Annotated in this window: 25 protein-coding genes; 16 read left to right on the top strand and 9 right to left on the bottom strand. The window is 34.8% G+C overall.

The genetic code is table 11. The features are described 5' to 3' along the window. Window positions 1-179: 179 nt before the first annotated feature. The 10 genes from DESAMIL20_RS06395 to aroQ all read left to right on the top strand — a co-directional run bounded on the left by DESAMIL20_RS06395 (window position 180) and on the right by aroQ (window position 10,284). The gene (locus DESAMIL20_RS06395) at window positions 180-1,169 is read left to right on the top strand and encodes an aldo/keto reductase (RefSeq protein WP_086033983.1); all 990 of its coding nucleotides are present in this window, start codon (window positions 180-182) and stop codon (window positions 1,167-1,169) included. A 68-nt stretch (window positions 1,170-1,237) separates the two neighbouring features. Continuing rightward, window positions 1,238-2,515, top strand: a complete 1,278-nt coding sequence (gene trmFO / locus DESAMIL20_RS06390; RefSeq protein ID WP_086033982.1) for a methylenetetrahydrofolate--tRNA-(uracil(54)-C(5))-methyltransferase (FADH(2)-oxidizing) TrmFO — start codon at window positions 1,238-1,240, stop codon at window positions 2,513-2,515. Between the two features lie 64 nt (window positions 2,516-2,579). Then, window positions 2,580-2,858, top strand: a complete 279-nt coding sequence (rpsO, locus tag DESAMIL20_RS06385; RefSeq protein WP_086033981.1) for a 30S ribosomal protein S15 — start codon at window positions 2,580-2,582, stop codon at window positions 2,856-2,858. After that, window positions 2,855-4,981, top strand: a complete 2,127-nt coding sequence (pnp, locus tag DESAMIL20_RS06380; protein ID WP_086033980.1) for a polyribonucleotide nucleotidyltransferase — start codon at window positions 2,855-2,857, stop codon at window positions 4,979-4,981. Before rpsO ends, pnp begins: the two co-directional genes overlap by 4 nt. After that, a complete protein-coding gene (locus DESAMIL20_RS06375; RefSeq protein ID WP_086033979.1) occupies window positions 4,962-6,158 on the top strand; it encodes a M16 family metallopeptidase in 1,197 nt (398 codons plus the stop codon). The genes pnp and DESAMIL20_RS06375 overlap by 20 nt, the downstream gene beginning before the upstream one ends. A gap of 15 nt (window positions 6,159-6,173) precedes the next feature. Then, complete coding sequence (locus DESAMIL20_RS06370) at window positions 6,174-7,295, top strand: pyridoxal-phosphate-dependent aminotransferase family protein (RefSeq protein WP_086033978.1); 1,122 nt, start codon at window positions 6,174-6,176, stop codon at window positions 7,293-7,295. Further along, entirely contained in the window at window positions 7,285-8,220 is a 936-nt protein-coding gene (locus DESAMIL20_RS06365) for an ATP phosphoribosyltransferase regulatory subunit (protein ID WP_086033977.1), read from the top strand. Before DESAMIL20_RS06370 ends, DESAMIL20_RS06365 begins: the two co-directional genes overlap by 11 nt. Before the next feature lies 1 nt (window position 8,221). Further along, on the top strand, window positions 8,222-9,490 hold the full coding sequence (locus DESAMIL20_RS06360) for an adenylosuccinate synthase (RefSeq protein WP_086033976.1): 1,269 nt from the start codon (window positions 8,222-8,224) through the stop codon (window positions 9,488-9,490). Between the two features lie 15 nt (window positions 9,491-9,505). Next, window positions 9,506-9,853, top strand: coding sequence for a histidine triad nucleotide-binding protein (locus DESAMIL20_RS06355; protein ID WP_086033975.1), 348 nt, complete (start codon window positions 9,506-9,508; stop codon window positions 9,851-9,853). Beyond that, on the top strand, window positions 9,850-10,284 hold the full coding sequence (aroQ, locus tag DESAMIL20_RS06350) for a type II 3-dehydroquinate dehydratase (protein ID WP_086033974.1): 435 nt from the start codon (window positions 9,850-9,852) through the stop codon (window positions 10,282-10,284). Before DESAMIL20_RS06355 ends, aroQ begins: the two co-directional genes overlap by 4 nt. Here the strand turns inward: aroQ and typA are convergent. Together typA and DESAMIL20_RS06340 are read right to left on the bottom strand one after the other, a co-directional pair. After that, entirely contained in the window at window positions 10,281-12,119 is a 1,839-nt protein-coding gene (gene typA, locus DESAMIL20_RS06345) for a translational GTPase TypA (RefSeq protein WP_086033973.1), read from the bottom strand. The two genes, aroQ and typA, sit on opposite strands and share 4 nt — an antisense overlap. Further along, entirely contained in the window at window positions 12,112-13,695 is a 1,584-nt protein-coding gene (locus tag DESAMIL20_RS06340) for a DEAD/DEAH box helicase (RefSeq protein WP_086033972.1), read from the bottom strand. The genes typA and DESAMIL20_RS06340 overlap by 8 nt, the downstream gene beginning before the upstream one ends. A gap of 288 nt (window positions 13,696-13,983) precedes the next feature. Between DESAMIL20_RS06340 and DESAMIL20_RS06335 the strand changes: the two genes are divergently transcribed. The 3 genes from DESAMIL20_RS06335 to DESAMIL20_RS06325 are packed head-to-tail and all read left to right on the top strand — an operon-like array spanning window position 13,984 to window position 15,085. Next, window positions 13,984-14,352: a hypothetical protein gene (locus DESAMIL20_RS06335; protein ID WP_086033971.1), complete on the top strand. Its 369-nt coding sequence runs from the start codon at window positions 13,984-13,986 to the stop codon at window positions 14,350-14,352. After that, window positions 14,349-14,624: a hypothetical protein gene (locus tag DESAMIL20_RS06330; RefSeq protein WP_086033970.1), complete on the top strand. Its 276-nt coding sequence runs from the start codon at window positions 14,349-14,351 to the stop codon at window positions 14,622-14,624. Before DESAMIL20_RS06335 ends, DESAMIL20_RS06330 begins: the two co-directional genes overlap by 4 nt. Next, window positions 14,618-15,085: a PaaI family thioesterase gene (locus tag DESAMIL20_RS06325; protein ID WP_086033969.1), complete on the top strand. Its 468-nt coding sequence runs from the start codon at window positions 14,618-14,620 to the stop codon at window positions 15,083-15,085. The genes DESAMIL20_RS06330 and DESAMIL20_RS06325 overlap by 7 nt, the downstream gene beginning before the upstream one ends. On the opposite strand, the gene DESAMIL20_RS06320 is transcribed toward DESAMIL20_RS06325, so the two are convergent. From DESAMIL20_RS06320 to argB, 5 genes are read right to left on the bottom strand one after another with little or no spacing between them, the layout of a single operon-like run. Beyond that, entirely contained in the window at window positions 15,082-15,444 is a 363-nt protein-coding gene (locus tag DESAMIL20_RS06320) for a response regulator (RefSeq protein WP_086033968.1), read from the bottom strand. The genes DESAMIL20_RS06325 and DESAMIL20_RS06320 overlap by 4 nt on opposite strands. Beyond that, entirely contained in the window at window positions 15,419-16,801 is a 1,383-nt protein-coding gene (locus tag DESAMIL20_RS06315; RefSeq protein WP_086033967.1) for a sensor histidine kinase, read from the bottom strand. Before DESAMIL20_RS06315 ends, DESAMIL20_RS06320 begins: the two co-directional genes overlap by 26 nt. Next, window positions 16,794-18,218: a glycogen synthase GlgA gene (gene glgA / locus DESAMIL20_RS06310; RefSeq protein ID WP_086033966.1), complete on the bottom strand. Its 1,425-nt coding sequence runs from the start codon at window positions 18,216-18,218 to the stop codon at window positions 16,794-16,796. Before glgA ends, DESAMIL20_RS06315 begins: the two co-directional genes overlap by 8 nt. Before the next feature lie 9 nt (window positions 18,219-18,227). Further along, a complete protein-coding gene (galT, locus tag DESAMIL20_RS06305) occupies window positions 18,228-19,229 on the bottom strand; it encodes a galactose-1-phosphate uridylyltransferase (protein ID WP_086033965.1) in 1,002 nt (333 codons plus the stop codon). Between the two features lie 4 nt (window positions 19,230-19,233). Further along, complete coding sequence (gene argB, locus DESAMIL20_RS06300) at window positions 19,234-20,079, bottom strand: acetylglutamate kinase (RefSeq protein ID WP_086033964.1); 846 nt, start codon at window positions 20,077-20,079, stop codon at window positions 19,234-19,236. 208 nt (window positions 20,080-20,287) lie between these two features. On the opposite strand from argB, the gene groES reads away from it, so the two are divergent. Both groES and groL read left to right on the top strand, forming a co-directional pair. Next, window positions 20,288-20,548: a co-chaperone GroES gene (gene groES / locus DESAMIL20_RS06295; protein WP_086033963.1), complete on the top strand. Its 261-nt coding sequence runs from the start codon at window positions 20,288-20,290 to the stop codon at window positions 20,546-20,548. Between the two features lie 19 nt (window positions 20,549-20,567). Continuing rightward, window positions 20,568-22,199 carry a chaperonin GroEL gene (gene groL, locus DESAMIL20_RS06290; protein ID WP_086033962.1) on the top strand — a complete coding sequence of 544 codons (1,632 nt, stop codon included), beginning with the start codon at window positions 20,568-20,570 and terminating at the stop codon, window positions 22,197-22,199. Between the two features lie 82 nt (window positions 22,200-22,281). On the opposite strand, the gene DESAMIL20_RS06285 is transcribed toward groL, so the two are convergent. Both DESAMIL20_RS06285 and DESAMIL20_RS06280 read right to left on the bottom strand, forming a co-directional pair. After that, complete coding sequence (locus tag DESAMIL20_RS06285; protein ID WP_158090544.1) at window positions 22,282-23,007, bottom strand: ABC transporter ATP-binding protein; 726 nt, start codon at window positions 23,005-23,007, stop codon at window positions 22,282-22,284. After that, window positions 23,000-24,016 (bottom strand): FecCD family ABC transporter permease, encoded by a 1,017-nt coding sequence (locus tag DESAMIL20_RS06280; RefSeq protein WP_158090543.1) that lies wholly within the window; start codon window positions 24,014-24,016, stop codon window positions 23,000-23,002. The genes DESAMIL20_RS06285 and DESAMIL20_RS06280 overlap by 8 nt, the downstream gene beginning before the upstream one ends. A 113-nt stretch (window positions 24,017-24,129) precedes the next feature. Here DESAMIL20_RS06280 and DESAMIL20_RS06275 point away from each other — a divergent pair, with 113 nt between their 5' ends. Beyond that, the gene (locus tag DESAMIL20_RS06275; RefSeq protein WP_086033959.1) at window positions 24,130-25,203 is read left to right on the top strand and encodes an NADH:flavin oxidoreductase/NADH oxidase; all 1,074 of its coding nucleotides are present in this window, start codon (window positions 24,130-24,132) and stop codon (window positions 25,201-25,203) included. Window positions 25,204-25,256 lie beyond the last annotated feature (53 nt).

The raw sequence follows: 25,256 nt of genomic DNA, 5'->3' as shown, positions 1-25,256 counted from the left end.
GATTGCTAGCAAACAATAAATTCTTGTTCCTTTGCAGCTTTTTATAAGATCAGTTTTTGCAAATATATTTTAGGTTTAATTTTTTCCTGTTAAAGCAAAGCATAGCCTTGACAATTTATAAATTATGTTTATTATAAATAACAAAGCAATTAGAAAAATTTTAAAAAGGAGGAGGCAAAATGGAGTTTGTATATGTTAACAACACAATTAAGGCTTCAAGAATAGGCCTTGGAACATGGGCTATTGGTGGATGGATGTGGGGTGGCAGCGATGAACAACAATCTATTAGCACAATCTTAACAGCTTTGGATATAGGTATTAGTTTAATTGATACAGCCCCTGCGTATGGTTTTGGTTTGTCAGAAGAAATTGTTGGGAAAGCGCTAAAAATGCATGGTCAAAGGGATAAAGTAGTTTTGGCAACAAAGGTGGGCCTGGAGTGGCAAAATGGTCAGGTTTTTAGAAATTCGAGCAAGAATCGCATCCAAAAAGAAATCGAAGATTCACTTAAAAGATTACAAACAGATTATATCGATATATACCAGATACATTGGCCAGACGAGACTGTGGAGCTAGAAGAAACCGCTTCCACAATGCTTAGGCTTTATGAACAAGGCAAAATTAGAGCAATAGGCGTAAGCAATTACTCTCTAGGCCAGATGGATGCTCTTAGAAAATTTGTGCCACTTCACAGCGCACAACCACCATTTAACCTCTATGAGCAACAATCAAGAAAAGAGATTTTGCCTTATTGTTATCGAAATAATATTAAAACACTGCTTTATGGATCTTTATGTAGAGGTTTATTGAGCGGCAGAATGAAAAAAGATACGCAGTTTGAAGGCGACGATTTAAGAAAGATTGATCCGAAATTTCAACCAGGTAGGTTTGAAAACTACCTTAAAGCAACTGAAGAGTTGGATAAATTTGCAAAGCAAAATTACAATAAAAGCGTTATTCATTTAGCAATAAGATGGATTTTGGATCAAAAAGGAGCCGATATTGCTCTTATTGGTGCAAGAAAACCTTCTCAATTGCTCTATATAAACGAATTGTTTGATTTTAAAGTATCAGAACAAGATAGCCACCAAATTGATCTTATATTAAATACCTTCATCAAAGATCCTATTGGCCCAGAATTTATGGCGCCACCTCATCGACCTATCTAAATTCGGGGGCTTTTTAAAGCCCCTCTCGCCTTGCAAAAAATATGAATATTGTATAATATAAAACAGTTATGAGAGTATGTATAATTGGTGGTGGCCTTGCTGGGTGCGAGGTAGCCTATAAAATAGCTCAAAATGGTTTTGCAGTTGATATGTATGAAATGCGTCCTATAAAGCAAACACCAGCGCATCTTACAGATTATTTAGCTGAAATTGTTTGTTCTAATTCTTTTGGTGCGAAATCGATAAAAACAGCGTCAGGTCTACTTAAAAAAGAGATGAAACTGCTTGGATCATTAGTAATCTCAGTGGCAAAAACCTGCGTGGTGCCAGCAGGAAGGGCTTTGGCTATAGATAGGACCCTATTTGCTAAAAATATCACACAAATTATTGAACAACATCCAAACATAAATATTATAAGAAAAGAGATGAAAAAATTGCCTGTTAATTATGACTTAGTGGTTATCTCGAGTGGCCCTTTGACTTCTCAAGATCTGGAAAATGAAATTTTAAACATCACAGGCAAGGAAAATTTGTATTTCTACGATGCAATTGCGCCTCATATAATAACCCAAAGCGTAGATTTTTCTAAAGGTTTCTTTGCAAATAGGTATGAAGAAGGCTTAGATTATTTTAACTGTGTGTTATCAAAAGAAGAATACGAAGAGTTTTACAATGCATTGGTAAAAGCTGAATGTGTAGCGTATAAAGATTTTGAGAAACCACGTTTTTTTGAAGGTTGTATGCCTGTAGAAGAGCTTGCAAAAAGAGGTTTTAACACTTTGTGCTTTGGACCTATGAAGCCCGTTGGTTTGGCAAAACATGGTTTTAAACCGTATGCTGTGGTTCAGTTAAGGAAAGAAAATGCTTCAGGCACAATATTGTCAATGGTAGGTTTTCAAACAAAGCTAACCTACAAAGAGCAAATAACGGTATTTAGATTGATTCCAGCACTAAAAAATGCAGAATTTGCAAAACTGGGTTCTATGCATAGGAACACTTATTTACAATCACAGCATTTGTTAACGCCATATTTAAACTTAAAGAGTATGCCAAACATTTTTTTTGCCGGTCAGATAACAGGTGTTGAAGGCTATATTGCCAGCGCTGCAAGTGGATTGTTTGTTGGTATAAATATCTCAAGACTTTTAAAAGATATGAATTTAATATCACTGCCCCCAAACACTATGCTTGGTGGTTTAATCAATTACATTAGCCAACCAAAAGATACCCTGCAACCTATGGGACCAAATTTTGGTTTGATTGAAACGCCTTTTCCAAAATTAGAAAAGGCAAAACGCGCTCTAAAGAGTATGTTTGATTTTTGCAAAAGTAACGATTTGTTTTAATTATTCTTTACAAAGTAGATTATATCGAGTATAATAACACCAAGATGAAGAAAAGGAGTTGTGTATGTTGACTAAGGAAAAAAAAGAAGAAATAATTAAAAGATTTGGTGCTGGTGAAAAAGACAGTGGCTCGGTATCTGTGCAAATTGCGCTTTTGACGGAGCGCATAAACTATTTAACAGATCATCTTAAAAATTATAAGAAAGACTTTCAAACACGTAGAGGCTTATTGAGGCTTGTTAACCAAAGAAGGAGATTATTGAAATACCTAGAAAAATACAATTTTGCAGAATTTAAGAAAGTAGTTAAAGAGTTAGGATTAAGGGTTAAAGGTCAAATATGATTTTTGAAATACAAGACAATATATATGGTAAAAAGATATCGATTCAAACAGGAAAGTGGGCAAAGCAAGCTGATGGTGCTTGCGTAGTGTCGATTGGCGATACGGTAGTTTTGGCTACCGCGGTTTCAGCGAAGGAGCCGCCAAAAGAATTTTTGGATTTTTTTCCGTTAACTGTTAATTACCAAGAAAAGTTTTATGCAATTGGGAAGATACCTGGCGGTTTTGTAAAGCGCGAAGGCAAGCCCAGCGATTATGAAACGCTCGTTTCAAGACTTATAGATAGATCAATTAGGCCGTTGTTTCCATCAGGTTATAAACAAGAAACGCAAGTTATAGTTACTACAATATCTGCCGACCAGGAAAATGATGTTGTTGTTGCTTCAGTTTTAGCAGCTTCTTGCGCTTTAAATATTTCTGATATACCATTTTTTGGACCAGTTGCAGCATGCAGAATTGGCCTTAGAGGTAAAGAATTTATACCTTTACCAACTCAGTCAGAAATTAGGGATTCTTTTTTAAACTTAATCGTAGCAGGTACTAAAAATGCTATAAATATGATAGAATCTGGTTCAGTTGAGATATCTACTGTAGACATGGTAGAATCTATATCTTACGCGCAGAAAGTTATTAACAAGCTTATTGATTTGCAAGAAAAAATAATCAAAGATGCTGCTAAATCAAAAAGACAATACAAGCCTATGGTTGTTAGCGACAATATTTTGACATCAATGGAAGCTTTATGCATAGATGAGCTTCAAGAGGCTCTTAACATAACAGATAAGAAAATAAGACATGAAAAAATAAATTCTGTATTCGAAGCGGCATTTAACAAATTAAAAGAAGAGTTTAGCGAAGAAGAAAATTTTGAAACAAAGTTAAAAGCGGCTTTTGAAAGTATTATAAAAAACTTAGTAAGGGATAAAATTATATCAACGGGTATAAGGATTGATGGTAGAGGGCTTGATGATATAAGACCCATTACCTGCGAAGTTGGTGTTTTGCCAAGAACACATGGATCTGCTGTATTTACAAGAGGAGAAACTCAGGCTTTAGTTGTGACTACACTTGGATCTAAAACCGATATGCAAATTATAGATAACATTGGTGGTGAAACATTTGAGCGATTTATGCTTCACTATAATTTTCCACCATTTAGCGTGGGAGAAGTTAAACGCCTTGGGGCACCAGGAAGAAGAGAAATTGGGCATGGTGCTTTGGCAAAAAGGGCTATTGAGCCTGTAATTCCAAACGAGGCAGATTTTCCATATGCCATACGTATAGTTTCTGATATACTAGAGTCAAATGGTTCGAGTTCTATGGCAACTGTATGCGGGGCTACCTTATCTTTAATGGATGCTGGTGTTCCTATTAAAAAACCTGTTAGCGGCGTAGCTATGGGGCTTATTAAGTCAGAAGATAATTATTATATTTTGACAGATATAATGGGCGACGAAGACCATTACGGGGATATGGATTTTAAAGTTGCAGGTACAAAAGATGGCATTAATGCGCTTCAAATGGATATAAAAATAGAAGGTGTTGGTGATAAAGTTTTAATGTATGCGCTTGAAAAAGCAGAAAAAGCAAGGCTTTTTATACTTGATAAAATGCTTCAGACAATGCCAACATGCAGGGCTCATTTGTCTGAATATGCCCCAAAGGTCACAGTGATAAACATTAGTGCCGACAAAATTAAAGATTTGATTGGTCCTGGTGGTAAAGTAATTAAATCAATCATAGAAGAGACAAATACAAAAATTGACATTGAACAAGATGGCAAGGTAAATATTTTTGCAAGCAACACAAAAGGCTTAGAAAAGGCTATGCAACTCATAAAAATATCAATTGGTGAGTTAGAAGAAGGTCAAATCGTAGAAGGTATGGTAAGCCGCATAGAAGATTATGGTGCTTTTATAAAATTTTCTCCAAATCAAGAAGGCTTAATACATATATCTCAGATTGACACAAAAAGAGTAAAAAGTGTTTCCGAAATATTAAACATTGGCGATAGGGTAACTACAAAAATCATTGGCATAGATAAGTTTGGCAGAGTTTCTTTATCACTTAAAGCTCTTAAATTAGAAAATCAACAAGAAGAACAAAATGAAGTTTCAGACACTTAAGAAATCAGGCGTTGTAGGTAGTGTTGGTATTTTTGTTAAGTGTGGGAGCGTATTCGAAAATGACCGAGAAAGGGGTTTGTCGCACTTTGTCGAGCATATGGTATTTAAAGGAACAAAGAAACGCTCTTACTTTGATATTGCTAAAGAAATCGATCGCCTAGGTGGTATTATAAACGCTTTTACTTCAAAAGAGTACACGTGCTTTTATGTAAAAGTTTTGAATGATTATATAGAGAAAGCATGGGATGTTTTAATTGATATTGTTGTTAACCCTACGATAAATGAAGCGGAATTAGAAAAAGAAAAAGGTGTTATTATTGAAGAAATAAATTCATCAAATGATGACCCCCAGTCGGCCGTTTTTGACGCTTTTTTTGAAAGTGCGATGCCTACAAGCGTAGGAAAACCTATCCTTGGCACAAAAGAGCAAATTGCTTCATACACTAGAGAAGATTTTCTTGATTTTATGGGTAAATTTTACAAGCCGGAAAACATACTTATTGCGTATGTAGGAGAGGGCGCACAGCTTGATTATCAAAACCCGCCCGAGTTTTCCTACAAAGATTACTTTAAAAACTCTGATATATCAGATGATTATGAGTTTAGATTTGTACCTGGCAAAAATATTATAAACAGGCAGCTTGAACAGACCAATGTGATTTTGGGCTGTGAGTTGTTTAGCATATACGACGATAGAAAATACGCAAGTTTCTTAGCAAATAATTTTTTTGGTGGCAACATGAGTTCTAAACTTTTTCAATCCATTAGAGAAGAAAAATCATTATGTTACAGCATTTACTCAAGTATTATGTTTTTTAAAAAAGGCGGATGTTTTTATATATCTAGTTCAACTTCTAACGCCAAAGCGCAAGGCTTAGTAGATGCCTGTATTGAAGAGCTTGATAGATTTAAAAAAAGTGGTATGACAAAAAGCGAATTAGATGATATAAAAACTAACTTTAAAGGCCAATATGGTTTATCGCTTGAGAGCACAAATAGCATGATGATAAAACTTGGAAGTGATTCTTTGACTTACAATGCATACCAGGATCCAAGAGATATTTTTTTAAAGGTTGATAGAGTGAGCCTTGACGATATAATGGAAGTTTTGGATTTAATTAGCGTTGATAAAATGCATTTAACCTGTTTGGGTAATATTAACGATATATCTTTCTAAAACAAGGAGTAGGCTATGAAAAAATACTTAATGACACCAGGTCCAACGCCTGTACCAGAACAAATTGCATTAGCTATGGCTGCGCCTATTATACATCATAGAACAAAAGAATATATACAGCTGCATGAGCAAGCAAGGGAAAATTTAAAGAAAATATTTCAAACTAAAAACGACATAGTGATTTTTTCATCAAGTGGCACAGGGGCAATGGAAGCTTCTGTTTCTAATATATTGTCAGACAATGATAAAGCGCTTGTTGTTGAAGCGGGAAAATTCGGCGAGAGATTTAGTCAACTTGTAAATAGCTTTGGAGCTGAAGCTGTAGTATTAAAAAAAGAATACGGTGAATTTGTTAGTCCAGATGAGATTGAGGAGTATGTAAAAAAATACAGTCCAAAAGCTATTTATATGCAAGCATGCGAAACATCCACGGGCGTGTACCATCCCATTGATGAGATTGGTAAAATACTTAAAGAAAAGTACCCAGAAATCGTTTTTGTTGTAGATGGTATTACAGCTGTGGGTTGCATTGATATCAAAACCGATGAGTGGGGTATTGATATACTTTTGACTGGATCTCAAAAGGCTTTTATGTTACCGCCCGGTCTTGCGATTGCTTCTGTTAGCGAAAAAGCAAAAGAAATAGCAAGTCAAAACAAAAACAAAAGGTATTACTTTGATATTTTAGGCGAGCTTAACGCTCAAGCAGGCCATTTTACACCGCCTGTAACATTGATTTTAGGTTTGAATGCAGCAGTTAATATGATGCTGGAAGAAGGCTTAGAAAATGTTTTCAGAAGGCACCAATTTTTAGCTAAAGCAACGCAAGAAGCTGTTAAAGTAATGGGGCTAGAGCTTTTTGCAAAAAGACCCTCGTTGTCTTTAACTGCCGTTAAATCACCACAAGGGATAGATTCAAAACAAATTATAGACATTATGGACAGCTTTGGCGTTTCTATATCCAATGGTCAAGGTTCTATGAAAGGTAAGATTTTTAGAATAGCACATTTGGGTTATTTTTATCCACCAGATATTATATTAACCATTGGCACGCTTGAGATATCCTTAAAAAAACTAGGTATAGATAAACTAGGCGTAGGCACAAAAAAAGCTTTGGAGATTTTTGTTGAGTATTAAGCACAATATCCCAAAGGGCGTATTGCAATTCTTTTATCCATATTCACGTAAGCGCCGCAATATAGAAAATAAGATAATGGACTATCTTGATTTAAAAGATTACAAAGAAATAGTAACGCCCACGTTCATTTATGAAGACAATGTTTACCAGGATTTGTACGAGCCGCTAAAATCAAAATTGTTTAAATTTGTTGATAGAAACAGTGGTAAAACAATTATTTTGAGACCAGATGTGACTCTGCAGGTGGCTTTAGCCGTTTTGCTTGCAGATATAGAGCTGCCTGCTAAATTTTCATACGCTCATTATATATATAGAGATGAAAAGCAGCATGCAAACTTAAAAAGAGAGTTTAAACAGATAGGTGCTGAGGTCTTTGGGCAAAACTCCATTGAAACAGATATAGAGATAGTCAATTTAGCCATAGATGTGCTAAATCTTGTAGATATAGAAAATCTTGTTGTTAGAGTATCCGATAGTCAGATTATTGACAAGTTGCTTGATGCTTATTTAGATACAAATCTTATAGATAAAAAAAAAGCTGTCTTGAGCTTAATTAATAAAAAAAATCTCTCCTCGCTAAAAGAATTACCACTAGGCAAATTTGGATCTGTGCTTGACGCGTTGTTTTTAAGAGATATTGATGCTTTATTAAAAATTGAACCAATAGCACAAAATGTTAGCGATTTAATTGAAATTTCCCAAAAAATTAACAAAAAATGCCAAGTATTTTTGGATTTTTTCTACTATGAATACCCACTTTACCATAGCGGGGTTTCTTTTGATATATTTAGCGAAAATTCAGTTTTGTGCACAGGTGGTAGATACGGTAATCTAATGAAACTTATGGGTAAATATATACCAGCTACAGGTTTTGCGATAAATTTGGATAAATTGATGGATTTTTTATATACCAAGGAGATTTAAAATGAATACCTTAGTTTTGGGTTCTCAATGGGGCGATGAAGGCAAAGGGAAGGTTGTAGATATTCTAAGTGAAAAAGCAGACATCGTTGTGCGCTACCAGGGCGGAAGCAATGCAGGTCATACGGTGTGCGTAGATAGTAAAAAATTTGTTTTACACCTTATCCCATCTGGTATTTTGCATGATGGCAAAACGTGTATTATTGGAAACGGTGTAGTATTTGACCCAAAGAGTTTTTTTGAAGAAAAAAAGCAGCTTGAAGGTTTAGGCGTAATGTTGGATTCAAAGTTGCTCATTAGCAATAGATGTCATATTGTTATGCCATACCACAAGAGCATGGATGTAAATAGCGAAAAAATACTAGGTGATAGAAAAATTGGCACCACAGGAAGGGGTATTGGTCCAGCCTATGTGGATAAATATGCAAGGGTAGGTATTAGGGCGTGTGATTTGTTAGACAAAGACACACTTAAAGAAAAAATAAAAAGCAATGTAGAACATGCAAACAGAATATACAGTCTATACGATATAGAGCCATTAAGCGCAGAAGTAATTTACAAAGAATATGTGGAATATGGGCAAATCTTAAAAGCATACATAAAAGACAGCGTTTACTTTTTAAATGATGCGTACAAAAAAAGCAAAAGTATACTATTTGAAAGTGCTCAAGGTTCTTTACTTGATGTGGATTTTGGTACATACCCTTATGTTACATCATCAAACCCAACCTCAGGTGGAGCTTTCTGTGGCACAGGACTGCCTTACAAGGCACTAAATAAGGTTATAGGCATAATGAAAGCCTATACAACGCGCGTAGGAAACGGCCATTTCCCTACTGAACTGTTAAACAGTGAAGGTGAATACCTAAGAAAAAATGGTAATGAGTATGGTGCTACAACTGGCAGGCCCAGAAGATGCGGTTGGCTTGATTTGGTAGCTGTAAAGTATGCCATAATGGTAAGCGGCATAGATGAGATTGCAATGACAAAAATAGATGTGCTTGACGGTTTAGATGAGATAAAAGTATGCGTAGCCTACGAGCTAAACGGAAAAACAATAGACTACGTACCTGCTTTAAACAGCGATTTTGAAAAAGTAAAGCCTATTTACAAAACATTTAATGGTTTTAATGGTACAAAAGGTATCAATGCCTTTGATAAATTACCCAAAGAGGCTAAAAATTACATTGAAGAGATAGAGGAAATCCTTCAAACAAAAATATCCATTATAGCAACAGGCACAGATAGAAACGATACGATTTTTAGGTTTTAGATAAGGAGGTTTCTTATGTGTATTTTTTGTAAGGTTGCTAACAAGGAGTTGCCTTCAAAAATTGAATACGAAGATGAAAAATACATGGCTTTTTATGATATTAACCCAAAAGCACCCATACATCTTTTAATCATACCAAAAAAACATATTGAAAATCTCAACGATATCGATGAATCCGACATTGGTATAATTTCGGATATGGCACTTATTGCAAAAAATTTAGCTAAAAAATTAGGTATTGATAAGTCTGGCTATAGGGTTGTAATAAATAATGGACCAGATTCTGGCCAAGAAGTTTATCATATACACATGCATTTGTTGGGCGGTAATTTTTTAGGCTCAAAATTATTTGCTAAAATATGAAAATTTTAGTCTTAAATGGACCAAACCTCAACATGCTTGGCAAAAGAGAGCCCAATATTTATGGTAAACTTTCTTTGGCCGAATTAGAAGGCAATATAAATAAACTAGCCGAAAGCTTGGGTGTAGAGGTTGAGTTTTTCCAGTCAAACTATGAAGGAGCTATTGTTGAAAAGATTCACCAAGCTTTTGGAAAAATAGATGGAATCATTATTAACCCGGGTGCTTTTACGCATACAAGTATTGCCATAAGAGACGCATTTTTAAGCGTGAATATACCATTTGTAGAAGTTCATCTATCAAATATATTCAAGCGAGAACCTTTTAGGCATAAAAGTTATTTAAGCGATATAGCGCAAGGCGTTGTGAGTGGGTTGGAAGGATACTCTTATGCTTGCGCTTTAAACTATTTTGTAAACCTATTGAAAAACTAATTTGATTCATGAGTGTGATTTAAAGTTTTTCTTTTTTGAGCACCCAGTTCTGTTTTTCTTAGTCTAATAGAAAGTGGTGTTATTTCAACCATTTCGTCGTCTTTTATAAAGTTTATAGCTTTTTCTAGCGTCATAATATTTGGACTTGATAGTATAACATTATCGTCTTTTCCTGCAGCCCTCATATTTGAAAGCTTTTTTTCTTTACATGGATTAACGTTTAAGTCTGTTTCTTTGTTATGCTCGCCTATTATCATACCTTCGTAAACAGGATCATTCGGGGCAATAAATAATTGTCCTCTTGGTTGCAAATTAAATAAAGCATATGCAACTGCACTGCCTTGCCTGTCACTTACCAAAGATCCGCTATAGCGTGTTGCTATATCACCGGCATAATCGTCATATTTTTCTAAGTATGAATTCATTATGCCAGTACCCTTTGTGTCTGTTAAAAATTCATCTCTAAAGCCTATAAGCGATCGTGAAGGTACAAGAAACTCAATCCTTATGCGTCCTTTAAAATTATTTGAAAGGTTAATCATTTTGCCTTTTCTAGCTTGGATTTTTTGTGTTACAATGCCCATGAATTCTTCAGCGCAATCTATAAACAAATGCTCATATGGTTCTAACTTTATACCATTTTCGTACTTATATATGACATTCGGCCTACTTACGCAAAATTCGAAGCCTTCTCTTCTCAATTGTTCGATAATTATAACCATCTGGAATTCGCCGCGTCCCTTTATAATAAAACTATCAGTATCGTCTGTTTCTTCAAATTTTATCGATACATTTTTTAACGTTTCTTTAATTAGGCGTTCTTTAATGTTTCGTGATTGGACTATTTTGCCTTCTTTGCCAGCAAAAGGTGAGTTGTTTACGCTAAATACCATTGAAACGGTGGGCTCATCTATAACTATACGCTTTAGTGGTTTTTCTACGCCACTTGAGCAAATTGTATCGCCTATTGCTATGTCTTCTATACCTGATACTACGATAATATCACCAGCTTCAATTTTTTCAATAGGTTTTAAGACTATGCCGTCGTAAGTCTGCATCTTGCTTATAAAAGCGCTTTTTTTGTTGCCATTTGCATCAAAATAAAAAAAAGTTGTGGTTTTAATATTATCTAAAAACCCACTAAATATTTTCCCAATGGCTAGTTTACCCAAATAATCAGAATATCCTAGATCGCTTACAAGCATTGAAAAACTGTCTTTGCTTTGGTAAGTAGGCGGCGGTATTTGTTTTATAATTTCTTCAAAAAGAGCCGAGAGATCATTTTCAGTACTATTTAGATCCCTTTTTGCTATGCCTTGTTTGCCTATTGCGTAAAGGACGCTAAACTCCAATTGTTCATCATTTGCATCTAAATCAATAAATAAATCGTATATTTCGTCTAAAACTTTATCTGTTCTTGCGTCTGGTCTATCAATTTTATTAATCACGACAATTATTTTTAACTTTGCTTCCAGTGCTTTTTTTAATACGAAACGTGTTTGAGGCAGTGGTCCTTCTGCAGCATCCACTAGCAGTACAGCTCCATCTACCATTGATAAAGCGCGTTCAACTTCTCCACCAAAGTCAGAGTGGCCGGGTGTATCTAAAATGTTAATTTTTAAACCATTCCAGAACACGCATGAGTTTTTGGCTGCAATGGTAATGCCTCTTTCTTTTTCTAACTCCATACTGTCAAGTACACGTTCTTGTATATTTTGGTTTTGTCTGAATGTTCCACACTGTTTAAACATAGCATCAACAAGCGTTGTTTTGCCGTGGTCAACATGTGCGATTATGGCTATATTTCTAATGCTATCGTTAAAATTTTTAGACATTTTTTTCCCTTGCCTTTGTTATTAAACTTTTTGTATTGGATCTTTTTTTAAATATTTGAAGTAATGTTTGAGCTTCTTCAAATGGAACACTTACAAACGAGAATTTGTCAAATATTCTAATGTCTTTAATATCTCTTTCATTGATTTCGATTTGCTGTTTTATAAAATCGATCAATTTTCTTGGCGTCATGGCATCCTGTCTGCCAAGGGCGATAAAAAGGCGTGTTTTTGAGTATGCTTCAAGCGGTTTAACTTCTTTAATATCCTGATAATTTTTCTCATCAAGGTCTTCACCAAAGCTATATTTTAGCAACGCTGCAATAATTTCTAAAGCTGAATGCTGTTCTAACAACTGATTTGCTAAATTTGTGTATTTTTCTTCTGGATTTTCTTGAATTGTACTTTCAATCTCACTTTGAATCCTACTTATCTTGAAGTTTATAATTTCATCGATTGTAGGTAAACCCTGTTTTTTGATATCAAGTCTTGCGGTTTTTAGCATATAAATGAGCCTGCTATACTCATTTGGTGTAACGAAAGTTATGGCTACACCACTTTTTCCAGCTCTTCCTGTGCGTCCTATTCTGTGGATATAGGATTCAACATTTTCTGGTATTGAGTAATTTATGACATGCGTGAGATTTTCTATGTCAATGCCTCTTGCGGCTACATCTGTGGCAATAAGTATTTCTACACTTCTTTTTTTAAATTTATTTAAAACAACTTCTCTGGATTTTTGCGTCATGTCGCCATGAAGAGCTGCTGCGCTATAGCCTGCATCTTGCAATCTATTGGCAAGCTCGTCTGTTTCAATTTTTGTTTTGCAAAAAATAAGCGCATAAAATTCTTTTTGCATATCAATGATGCGACATAAGGCTTGAAACTTCTCCTCGTAATTAACTTCAAAGTAAATTTGCTGTGTAAGGTTTGACGTTGCTTCGTCTTTTTTTGTTTTTATAATTTCGTATTTTTTCATGTGTTTTTTTGCAATAGAAATTATTTGTTGTGGTATTGTAGCAGAAAACATCAAAAGTCTTTTGTTGTCGTTCGTGTGTTGTAAAATCTCTTCCACATCATCGATAAAGCCCATATTTAGCATTTCGTCAGCTTCATCTAAAACCATGTCGCTAATATTGGACAAATTAATAGTTTTTCTTTGAATATGGTCTAATATCCTGCCTGGCGTACCTACAATTATATCGACGCCACCTTTAAGCTTAGATATTTGCAAATCTATGGACTGACCACCATAGATAGGCAAAATTTTGAGTTTTTTTATTCCTTTTAGGGAATTAAGTTCTTGAGAAATTTGAAGGGCAAGTTCCCTTGTGGGTGTAAGAATCAAACACTGCGTATGTTGAGCTTTTTCCTCGATTTTTTCTATAAGTGGTATTCCAAAACTTGCTGTTTTACCAGTGCCTGTTTGAGCTTGAGCAATTAAGTCGGTATTTGTTTTTAACATCAGTGGAATTACTAGTTCTTGTATTGGTGTTGGCTCTTCATAGCCCTTTTTTAGTAGAGATTTCAAAACATTTTCCGAGATGCCCAAATTTGCAAACTTTTCTAACCTTTGCATATTACTTCCTTGTAATTTTAAACAGATTAAAAACCTTTATTTAGCTAAAAAGCATGTTTTTAATTTTGCGCTAGAAAGCACAAATGTCATTAGATAAAAAAAATAAGACAAGACGTTCAAATAAGCCCCGCATTTCTTTTAGACAATGAGCTTTATGTAAAGCGCATTTAAAATCCATTTTGATTATACCACCTTTTTTCTATTTTGCAATATATTTTTTTGACAATAATTGACAAAAAGAAAAATTTAACTATCATAAATATAGACTTTAAAAGAAGGTAAATGTTTATGAAAGAAAAAGTTTTAGATATTATGCAGGGTTTTATTAAAACAAGCGATATAGAAGAATTTATGTCTTTACTTAAAGAAAGAAGTGTCTATATAAAAAATAAACCCATCGATTTTTTGATTGCTTCTAAAAGCGATATAGCAACTATACTTGAGTTGTTAAGAGATTTTTTAAAACAAAAAAGCTTTATACCAAAAAATATACTTATTGCACTTATTTTGCTTTTAACTTATGCTGTTGGGAAAAAAATTAAAAAGCTAGATATTTTAAAGACAAATATTGATAGTGATTTACTGATTGGTTTTTGTATTTATTTGGTAGAAAAAGATATAAAGAAGTATTTAGAGTTTAAAGGAGGCAAGAAGTGAGCGCAGAGCATGAACATGAACATGTAGATTCGAAAAAAAGACTAATTGGTTTTTACAATGCGGCAAAGTGGGCTATGGATGGTGTTTGCACACTAGATGTTTACGCTGAGGTTAATGAACATGATGAAGCTCAAGTAAAAAAAGAACTCGAAGACCTTGGTATTAATTATGACTTAACAAAAAAAAACATAGTAAAGGGTTATTTTGAAGGTTCATACGATAAGGTTTTGCCTATTATGCGCACATTAATTGACAAGGGTTGGCATTGGTAAGATTTGACCCAACTTTGCACAAAAAACTACCGCGCTATAATAGTTGCATAGTGTGTGGCAATGAAAATGACTTTGGTTTAAAAACTTGGTTTTTTACAGATTTTGAATTTGTGTATAATAATTGCTTGCTAGATAAGCATTATATTGGCTACCCAGAAAGGATTCATGGCGGTATAGTCTGTGCTATTTTAGACGAAACAATGGGTTGGGTAGCCACCGTAAAAACAAACTATTTTTATTACACTGTAGAGCTTTGTATTAAATACAAAAATATTGCTAAGCCAAATATGGAGCTTTTTACTAAAGCACAATTCTTAACTATCAAAAGCAAAATAGCGTTCGCACAAGCCACAATTTCTAATGAGAGCGGACAAATAATAGCTACAGCTAAGGGCAAATATTACCCGCTTAACCCCAAAGATCAAAATTACGTAGAAAGCTTGCTAACAAAAGAATACTAAGCGTTAAGTTCCAATAATTCTTTTATTTTTTCTTTTAATTCTGTTAAATCAGGAGATTTAACAATATAAGCGTCGGCTATCCAGGTGGAAAAATCCTGCTTGTAATGCGAGTATGCTGTTGACATAATAATTGGTGTATTTGGCGATTTGTCTTTTAGTATTCTTAAAGCATCTAAACCACTCATCTTTGGCATTGCTATGTCCAAGAGCACTAAATCAGGTTTTTGGTTATCAAAATCGTCAATAGCAGATAGTGCATCTGGGTAAGAGACTACATAAAAACCCTCATCTTTTAATTCTTCTTCATACAAAAACCTTATGGAGTCTTCGTCATCAACTACCATTATCTTTTTTTTCATTTTTCTCCTCCTCAACCATATTGGGAATTTTAATGATAAATTTTGCTCCAATGCCTACAAAGTTATCTAAACTGATTACACCATTGTGTTCTTGAACAATTTCTCTAACTATTGATAAACCCAAGCCTGTTCCATGTGATTTTGTAGAATAGAATGGTTTGAATACATAGGGCAAAAACTTTATATCAATACCACCCCCATTATCCTCCACAGTTATGGCAATAAACTTATCTTCTTTGTATGTAGAAATTTTAATAAAGCCACCTTTTTTATTTGCTATAGCTTCTGTTGAGTTTTTTATTAAGTTAATAAGAACTTGCTTAATTTGATCTGGATCACCATAGATATACTTGGCAAATTCAGATAAGTTTGTTATAAAGTTTATGCTTGGAAAGTTAATGCTTTTTATTGTTTCAATAGTTTCTAAAATGAGCTTTTCTAAGTCAAATTGTTTTTTGATGCTTTTGTTTTGGCCTTTGGCATATCTATTGATATCCAGTGTAAGATTATAAACTCTATCTAATTCCTTTTTTACAATATCAAGGTATTTAAAAACCTGTGAGTCGCTATCAGAAATTTTTCTAGCCCTTTCAAGAAAACCTATAGCTCCAATAAGTGCATTTTTTATTTCATGCGTAATATCTGCTACCGCTCTACCTAAATTAAAGATGTGTTTTTGGTGAATTAGGTTTTGTTGTTCTTCAATGAGACGCTTGCTCATGTTTTTGTATGTTTCTATGCTCATTAGGTTTTCTATGGCAATAGCAGACTGGTTTGAAAACAAAAATAGTGTGTCTATGTCGTCTTGCGTTATGGGTCGCTTATTGTAAAAATTATCGGCAATAATTGCACCAATAGGTTGTTCTCTGGAAATCAGTGGTGCAAATACAAACTGCTCAAACTGGAGTTCTTGAAAAATTTTATCATCACTACCCAAACTACTTAGGTCAAATATAAAAGCCTGCTTTTGATCAATATTTTTAAAAACTGTGTCCTTTCCGAGGCTAATTCTAAATTGGCTAATACTTTTGTTGAAGTTTGAGCTGCTTTGTGCTTCTATATTTATTTCATTTAGTAGCCATGAGGCCATCTTGCCTCGAATATCTAGATTTTTTAAATTATTCCAGATGGCCGTGGCCTCTTGTATAGAATCTGGCGCAACACCTAAGACGCCATCAATTGTATTACTGGGCCTATTGTACAGGAATATCGCTGCCCTATTAAATCCAAGGCCATCACCAATTGTTACAGCAGTGAGCACAACATGAAGCAATTTTTTTAATTCAGTTGTAAGGCTTATTACTATGCCTAATTCGTATAATAATTTCCACTCTTCTACAATTTTGTCTCTATCCATAAATTTTCTTGTAAAGTTTTATGTATTCTTTTGCCTGGTTTTCCCATGAATAGTCAAGCCCCATAGCATACTGGGCAATTTTTAATAATTCGTTTTTTTTGTTAAAAAGATCTATAGCTTTTTTGAGAGCTTTTGTAAGTTCTAGAGGATCGTATTTTTCAAATACAAAACCAGTTGGGTTTTTTACACGATTTGAATAATTCTTTACCGTATCTTTAAGGCCACCTGTTGCTCTTACTATTGGTAAAGTTCCATATCTATAGGCTATCATTTGGCCTAGACCGCACGGTTCGTACTTCGAAGGCATTACAAAAAAATCGCTTGAAGCGTAAATTTTGTGTGCTAAAGGTTCATCAAACTTTAAGTTTAACGACACTTTATTTTTATAGCTATTAGCAACTTCTGTTAGCGTATCTTCTATATCCTTTTCTCCGTTGCCCAAAATAATAAATTGTGCATCTATATTTGATTTTAATAGTTCTTTGATGCTTTTTGAGAAAATATCCATGCCTTTTTGTGCAGCAAGCCTTGATACTATACCAAATACTGGCACTTCTTTAATCGGTAAATTAAGCAGTTTTTGAAGGGCATTTTTATTTTTTATTTTGTGTTTTGGATCATTAAAATTATAATCTATAAATTTATCTGTTTTGGGATCCCAAACATCTACATCTATACCATTTATAATGCCACTTAACTTGTATGAAAATTTTCTCAACAACCCGTCTAACCCAAAACCATACTCTTGTGTTTGGATTTCTTGAGCATAAGTTTTGCTTACTGTGGTAACTGCATCTGCAAAAACAATGCCACCTTTTAGAAAATTAACCTTGTCGTAGTACTCAAGCCCATCGATTGTAAATATATCCCACAGAAGGCCCAAGTTATTCATATAATATTTATCAAATACGCCTTGGTAGCCTAAGTTATGTATGGTAAAAACAGTTTTTGTTTGAGGAAATTCCTCTTTGTAAAATAATTTTAAGTAAACATTAACCAATGCAGATTGCCAATCGTTTGAATGCAAAACATCTGGCTTGATACCAAGCGCCTTTAGGCTATCCAAGGTAGCTTTTGAGAAAAAACCAAATCTTAGCGCATTATCTTCGTAATCGTGCGCACCAATACCGTATAAATGGTCTCTGTTAAAATACTCTTCGTTTTCTACAAAATAAAAATCGCAAGCTTCTTTAGTTGTTTTATAGATTCTTGTGTGAACAATCTGACCATTAAAATCAATATCTACACCAATTGCAAGCGTCAAATTAGTTTTGTCAATTGATTTATAAAGTGGGCTAAATACGCTGACTCTCAAACCATTTTGTACCAACGCTTTTGGTAGAGCTCCGGCAACGTCTGCTAATCCTCCTGTTTTAGAGAAAGGAAAAACCTCACTTGAGGCTAAAACTACATTCATTGTTTCCTCCTATAGGGTAATTTCTCTTAGATATTTGGTCGCATCTTCTGGTGGTGTTGGGTTAATATAAAATCCGCTGCCCCACTCGAAACCAGCTATTTTTGTTAGTCTGGGCGTGATGTCTAAATGCCAGTGAAAGTAATCGTCATGATCAAAAATAAATGCGCCGTTAATTAAAACAAAATTATAAGGCGGGTTATCTAAAGCAATTTTTAGTCTTTTAAGCGTATTTTGCAAAATGTAGGTGAAGTCATACAAGATTTCTGCATCTTCAAACTCAAAATGTGCATTGTGTTTTTTTGGTAGTATGGATACCTCGAATGGCGACCTTGATGCAAATGGTGTAATCGAAATAAAGTGCTTTGTTTCTTCGATTAAGCGTACCTTATCATTTAGCTCTTGCCTTATGATGTCGCAAAATGGGCACCTGTCTTTATAGGAAAAGTAGATTTTTGATCCTCCAAATAATTCAAGTGGTCTTTTTGGTATAATAGGAAGGGCAATAAGCTGAGAGTGAGAGTGCTCTAGGCTAGCTCCAGCCACAGCACCATAATTTTTAAACACAAGTACGTATTTCATGCGTTTATCTTTTTTCAAGTCTTCTATTCGGGCTTTGTAAGCAAAAATTACATCTTTCATCCTATCAAGTGGCATATCATCAAGCGTTTCTGCGTGATTTGGCGTTTCAATGATAACTTCATGTGCACCAATACCGTTCATAACATCGTACATTCCAACGGCGTGCTTATCTGAATCCCCCTCAATGCCTAAGGCAGGAAATTTATTAGGTACAACACGCAATGTCCAGTTTGGGTCATTGGGTTGGCTTCCTGGTGCTCTAACTGCATAAATCTCTGGAGGTACGTACTTTTCGTTTCCTGGGTCAAACGGGCAAAAACCACCACTTATTTTTATTTGCTCTTCTTGCTTAAAATCGTGTGGTCTCTTACCACGCTCCGTAGATATTATAACCCATCTTTCAATAATTGGGTCTTTTCTTAGCTCGCTCATATGTTTACCTCACTATTTGCGTGCCTATGCCCGCATCTGTAAATATTTCTTCGAGTAGGGCATGGTGCTTTTTTCCATTTATAATATGCACCTTTTTCACTCCGTTTTCTATGGCTTCTTTGGCAGACAATACTTTTGGGATCATGCCACCTGTTAACACGCTATCTATCATTTTATCAATATCTTTTATCTTTATTTCGCTAATTAGTTTGCCGTTGTTATCCAACACTCCATCAACATCTGATATATATATAAGCTTTTCTGCTTGAATAACTTGCGCTATACTTGAAGCTACAGTGTCTGCGTTAATGTTGTACCTGCTGCCTCTATCATCAAAACCAATTGGTGATACCACAGGTATATATCCACTTTTAGATAGATTCATTAATATATCCGGGTTTACTTCTTCTACATCTCCAACAAGGCCCAAATCTACGTCTTCAAGGAGTAATTTTTTTGCTTTTATAATGTTTGCGTCAACACCACTTAAACCTACGGCTTTGCCCCCAAAACGGTTTATGTTCAACACAATTTCTTTATTTACTTTACCAGCCAGTACCATTACAACGACTTCCATAGTTTTTTCGTCAGTAATGCGCAAGCCTTTGTGAAATTTTGTTGTTATGTCAAGTTTTTTTAGCGTATCGCCGATTTCATTACCACCGCCATGAACAATGATGGGATTTATACCAACAAACTTTAACAGCGCTATGTCCTTTGAAAAAGCCATTTTCAGCTCATCGTTAACCATAGCGCTACCGCCATATTTTATCACAAATGTATTACCAGCAAATTCCTTTATGTATGGCAAGAACTCTATTAAATAATTACCCTTTTCAGTTGTATGCATATAAATCCTCTCTTCAAGTCAGTCTATTCTAAATCAGAAAAAAAAGCAAGCAAATTTTTAATTAAAAACCGCAATTATTTTTATTTAATTGATTCTAGAGTATTTTAATTTATCGTAAAGATGAATATTTTCACTTGAAAATTTGAATTTTAAGTGTATTATTAGCAACAGTGTTAGTTTACTGCTAATAAAAATGGGAGGTGAGTTTATGAAGTTTAAGCCATTGGCTGACAGGATATTGGGTAAAATCGAAGAGCAAGAACAAAAAACCGAGTCTGGAATCATAATACCAGACACTGCAAAAGAAAAACCGCAGAAAGCAAAAGTGGAAGCTGTAGGTGGTGATGTTGAGCATGTCAAAGTAGGTGATCTTGTCTTATTTGCAAAATATTCAGGCACAGAGTTAAAGCTAAATGATCAAGATTACATTATCTTAAAAGAAGACGATGTCTTAGGTATTTTTGAGTAATTCATAAGGAGGTGATTGTATGGGTGCAAAACAAATAGAATTTGGAGATACTGCAAGATCAAAAATTTTAAAAGGTATAAATCAATTAGCCGATGCAGTAAGCGCTACACTTGGACCACAGGGTAGAAATGTTGTTATTGATAGGAAATTTGGCAGCCCTTTAATAACAAAAGATGGTGTTACGGTTGCAAAAGAAATTGAACTCAAAGATCCATACGAAAATATGGGTGCACAGCTTGTAAGAGAAGTAGCAAGCAAAACAAGCGATATAGCAGGCGATGGTACAACAACAGCTACAGTTTTAACAAGGGCAATTTACAGGGAAGGTCTAAAGCATGTGACAGCTGGTGTGAGTGCAATAGAGCTAAAAAGAGGGATAGATAAAGCTGTAGGAAAAGTTGTTGAAGAATTAAAGAAAATTTCCAAACCTATAGAAGAAAAAAGAGAAATCGCAGAAGTAGGGTCAATTTCAGCTAATAATGAAATGGAAATTGGCGAAATTATTGCAGATGCTATGGATAAAGTGGGAAAAGATGGTGTAATTACTGTTGAAGAGGCAAAATCGACCCAAACAGAGCTAGAAGTTGTAGAAGGTATGAAATTTGATAGGGGCTATATTTCTCCATATTTTGCTACAAATACTGAAAAGATGGTTTCTGAGTTAGAAGACCCATTTATAGTTATAACAGATAAAAAAATTGCCTCTATGCAGGAATTTTTGCCTTTAGTAGAAAAAATGGCAAAAGCCGGCAAGCCTTTCTTGGTTATTGCAGAAGAAATAGAGGGCGAGGCTTTGGCAACCTTAGTTGTAAACAAGATTAGAGGTACAATTTCTTGTGTAGCTGTAAAAGCTCCTGGCTTTGGCGACAGAAGAAAAGAAATGCTTAAAGATATAGCAATCTTGACAGGCGGCACTGTAATTAGCGAAGAAACTGGTATGAAATTAGAGACTGCAGATTTATCAATGCTTGGAAGAGCCAAAAAAATTGTAGTTGATAAAGAAAATACAACCATAATTGACGGTGCTGGTAAAAAAGATGATATTCAGGGCAGGATTAAACAGATTGACGCCCAAATAGAACAATCAACAAGTGAATATGATAAAGAAAAATTAAGAGAAAGAAAAGCAAAGCTAGCAGGCGGTGTTGCTGTAATTAAAGTAGGTGCAGCAACCGAAACGGAATTAAAAGAGAAAAAAGCACGAGTTGAAGATGCTTTAAACGCAACAAAAGCAGCAGTTGAAGAAGGCATTGTGCCAGGCGGTGGTAGTGCTTTACTAAAGTGCGAATCAGCGCTTGAGGGTCTCAAATTAGAAAATGAAGATCAAAACATAGGTGCCTCAATAATCCTTAAAGTATTAGAAGAACCTATTAGGGCAATTGCTAAAAATGCTGGCTTTGAAGGCTCTATTATTATAAATAAAATTAAAGAAAACAGTAGCAAGTCTTTTGGCTTTGATGCAAGAAAAGGCGAATATGTAGATATGTTGAAAGCTGGCATTATCGATCCAACTAAAGTTGAAAGAACAGCACTGCAAAATGCTGCTTCCGTTGCAGGCTTAATGCTAATAACAGAGGCTTTGATTACAGATATGCCAGAAGAAAATAAACCTGCTGCCCCAATGCCAGGCGGCATGCCAGACATGTATTAATATTTAATTTCTCTATCACGCTAAAAAAAAAGGAGGTGCTTTGTGCCTCCTTTTTTATCCAGCAAGATCAAACCTTGTAAAATCAAATAAGTATTGAATTCAAGCCAATATTTGAGAGATTAGATGCGTCTATATCGTAAAATTGCTCAAAAAAGCGAGAGGAAAGTATTTCTTGCTTATCAATAATTTTAAATATTTGTGTGTTTTTTAAAAAAATTGTATAATCCGCTAAGCGTGCAAGCTTAATATCGTGGAAGGCACTAATTATTGTTTTATTTAAAGACATTAAAGCATCAATGATAGATAAAATATACTTTAAATCCAGGTTTGAAAAAGCTTCGTCGAGCAGTAGTATAGGTGTGTCTTGAGCAAGACAACGGGCAATGAGCACCCTTTGGTGCTCGCCGCTGCTAAGGCTAAGTATGTTTTCATTTTTTAGATGGCCGAGGCCGCAAATCTTAATTGCTTGTTCGATTTTTATATAGTCTTGGTTTGAAAAATTGAAGCGTTTCTTGTAAGGGTATCTGCCCATGCTTACAATTTCATAAACTGTGTAGTCAAAATGAATATACTCTTTAGAAACCAAAGATACTTTCGTTGCAAATTGTTTTTTTGAATAGAATGAGATGGGCTTTTTTTCCAAAAAAATATTTCCGCTTTTAGGTTTTAGTAAACCAGCCAGTAGCCTAAGAAGCGTAGTTTTGCCAGCTCCATTGGGTCCTATTATTGAGTAAAACTTATTTTTTTGTATGGCTAGACTGATATTTTCTAAAATCGGCCTTTTATAAGAAAAGCAAACATTATCCAACTGATACAAATTTTTTTACCTTTATTTTATATATGTAAAGAAAAAATGGACCACCAATAAGGCCTGTCAAAACGCCAATTGGCACTTGGAACGAAAAACTCCTTGAAAATGTATCGGCAATTAAGAGCAATATTGCGCCCAGCAACACAGAATGGATTGCAAGCCATCTATTTTTTGGTCCTATCATAAATCTTACAATATGCGGTACAATTAGACCAATAAAGCCGATTATGCCAGATGAGCTCACGCAAACAGCAGCAAGTAAAGTAGCTAAAATTAAAGCAATGAATCTTACCCTAACGACATTTACGCCTAAACTTTGAGCTGATAATTCATTTAGAGAAATAATATCAAGTTCATCTGCCCAAAAAAATGCAAAAAACAACACAATTGCAAGAGTTACAACTAAAATACGAATGTTTTGCCAGTTGCTTGCATCAAAGCTACCCATCAGCCAAAAAATTATATAAGCTACATCTTTTGAAGCCAAATAATCAAGCAAAGCTATGGCAGATGAAAAAATTGTTGCTACAATTATACCAGATATGATTAAATTAATGCTTGAAAGGTTTGATTTAAAGCCAGCTACATAAAGAACAATAGCAAGTGATAGTAGGGCACCAAAAAATGCAAATAGAGAAATAGAAAATATGCTTAAATAGAATATGTTAAGTACAAAAGCAAGCGTGGCCCCAAAAGCTGCGCCACTTGCAGCACCCAGTGTGTATGAATCAGCTAGTGGGTTTAGCAATACAGCTTGAAATATTGCACCACAAAGCGATAAGCTTGCACCTACAAGCATTGCGCAAAGAATTCTTGGCAATCTGATGTTTAACAACACATACTTATCGGTAAAGCTTATATTATAATTTGTACCGAATATCTGATTTTCAAAAATTTCAATAATTTTTTTTGTGCTGATGTGAACATCACCCAAGCCCAAAGACCAAAAAAAGACTAAAATCAACAAAATAATTAAAATTATCAAGTAAGCATTTTTGTTTTTCACACTGTAGAGTTTATTCAAATTCGTTTTTTAATCAAGACAAAGTTGAAGTATTGTTTTTTGCTAAAATCAGCATATATTTTAAGATAGCATTTTGCTAACTTTAAGGAGGTTGCATGAAAAACTTGTTGTTTTCGCCCATTACAATCCAAGATGTCGTTTTTAAAAATCGTGTTTTTATGTCTCCAATGTGTCAGTACAGCGCACAGGATGGCCTTGTAAATGAATGGCACATTACTCATTATCTATCAAGAGCAATTGGAGGTGTGGGTGGTATAATAGTAGAAGCCAGTGCAGTTGAGCCTAGAGGTCGCATAACACCATACGATTTGGGCATCTACAATAGTGAACAAAAGGATGCATTTTCAAAGTTGGTTGAATTGATTAAAAAACTTAGCCCAGACACTAAAATAGGCATCCAGCTAGCCCATGCGGGGAGAAAAGGCTCAAAAGATAAGCCGTGGCTTGGAGAGAAACTTTTAACAAAGCAAGAGAATGGCTATGAGACAATTGCACCAAGCCCAATTGCCTTTGATGAAGATTCTTCTGTGCCAAAACAAATGGATAAGAAAGAGTTGAATTTTGTGAAAGAAAGTTTTGTAAATTCTGCTAAAATGGCCAAAGAAGCAGGTTTTGATTTTATAGAACTTCACATGGCACATGGTTATTTATCGCATGAGTTTTTATCCCCTCTATCAAATATTAGAGAAGACGAGTACGGCGGAAACTTACAAAATAGGCTGCGCTATCCGCTAGAAATTGCAAAGTCAGTAAAAGAAGAAATAAACAACATGCCGCTTTTTGTGAGGGTATCTGCGACAGATTGGGCAAAAGGCGGGTGGGATTTAGAAAGTTCTGCGGAATTTGCAAAACAGCTAAAGTTATTAGGTGTCGATTTGATAGATGTATCAAGTGGTGGCCTTGTGTCTTATGCTCAATTGGAAACAGATTTTGGGTATCAGACTTTTTTTAGCAGCACAATAAAACACAAGGCTAATGTTTTAACTAGCGCTGTAGGTTTAATTGCGAATGCATATCAAGCAGAGCACATACTTTCAACAAAACAAGCCGATATTATTGTTTTAGGTAGAGCTTTGCTTAGCGACCCATACTGGTGTTTGCATGCTGCAAAGGCGCTTAATGTAGATATAGACTGGCCCAATCAGTACTTAAGAGCAAAGCATATATAGAAGTTAGCTTTTATATTGTAATATTGGCTAATGTGTAAAAAAGAGGGAGCGTG

Source organism: Desulfurella amilsii, assembly GCF_002119425.1.
In the GTDB taxonomy this organism is placed as follows: domain Bacteria; phylum Campylobacterota_A; class Desulfurellia; order Desulfurellales; family Desulfurellaceae; genus Desulfurella; species Desulfurella amilsii.
Note: the sequence above shows the minus strand (reverse complement) of the source record. Positions and strands in the feature narration are given on the sequence as shown.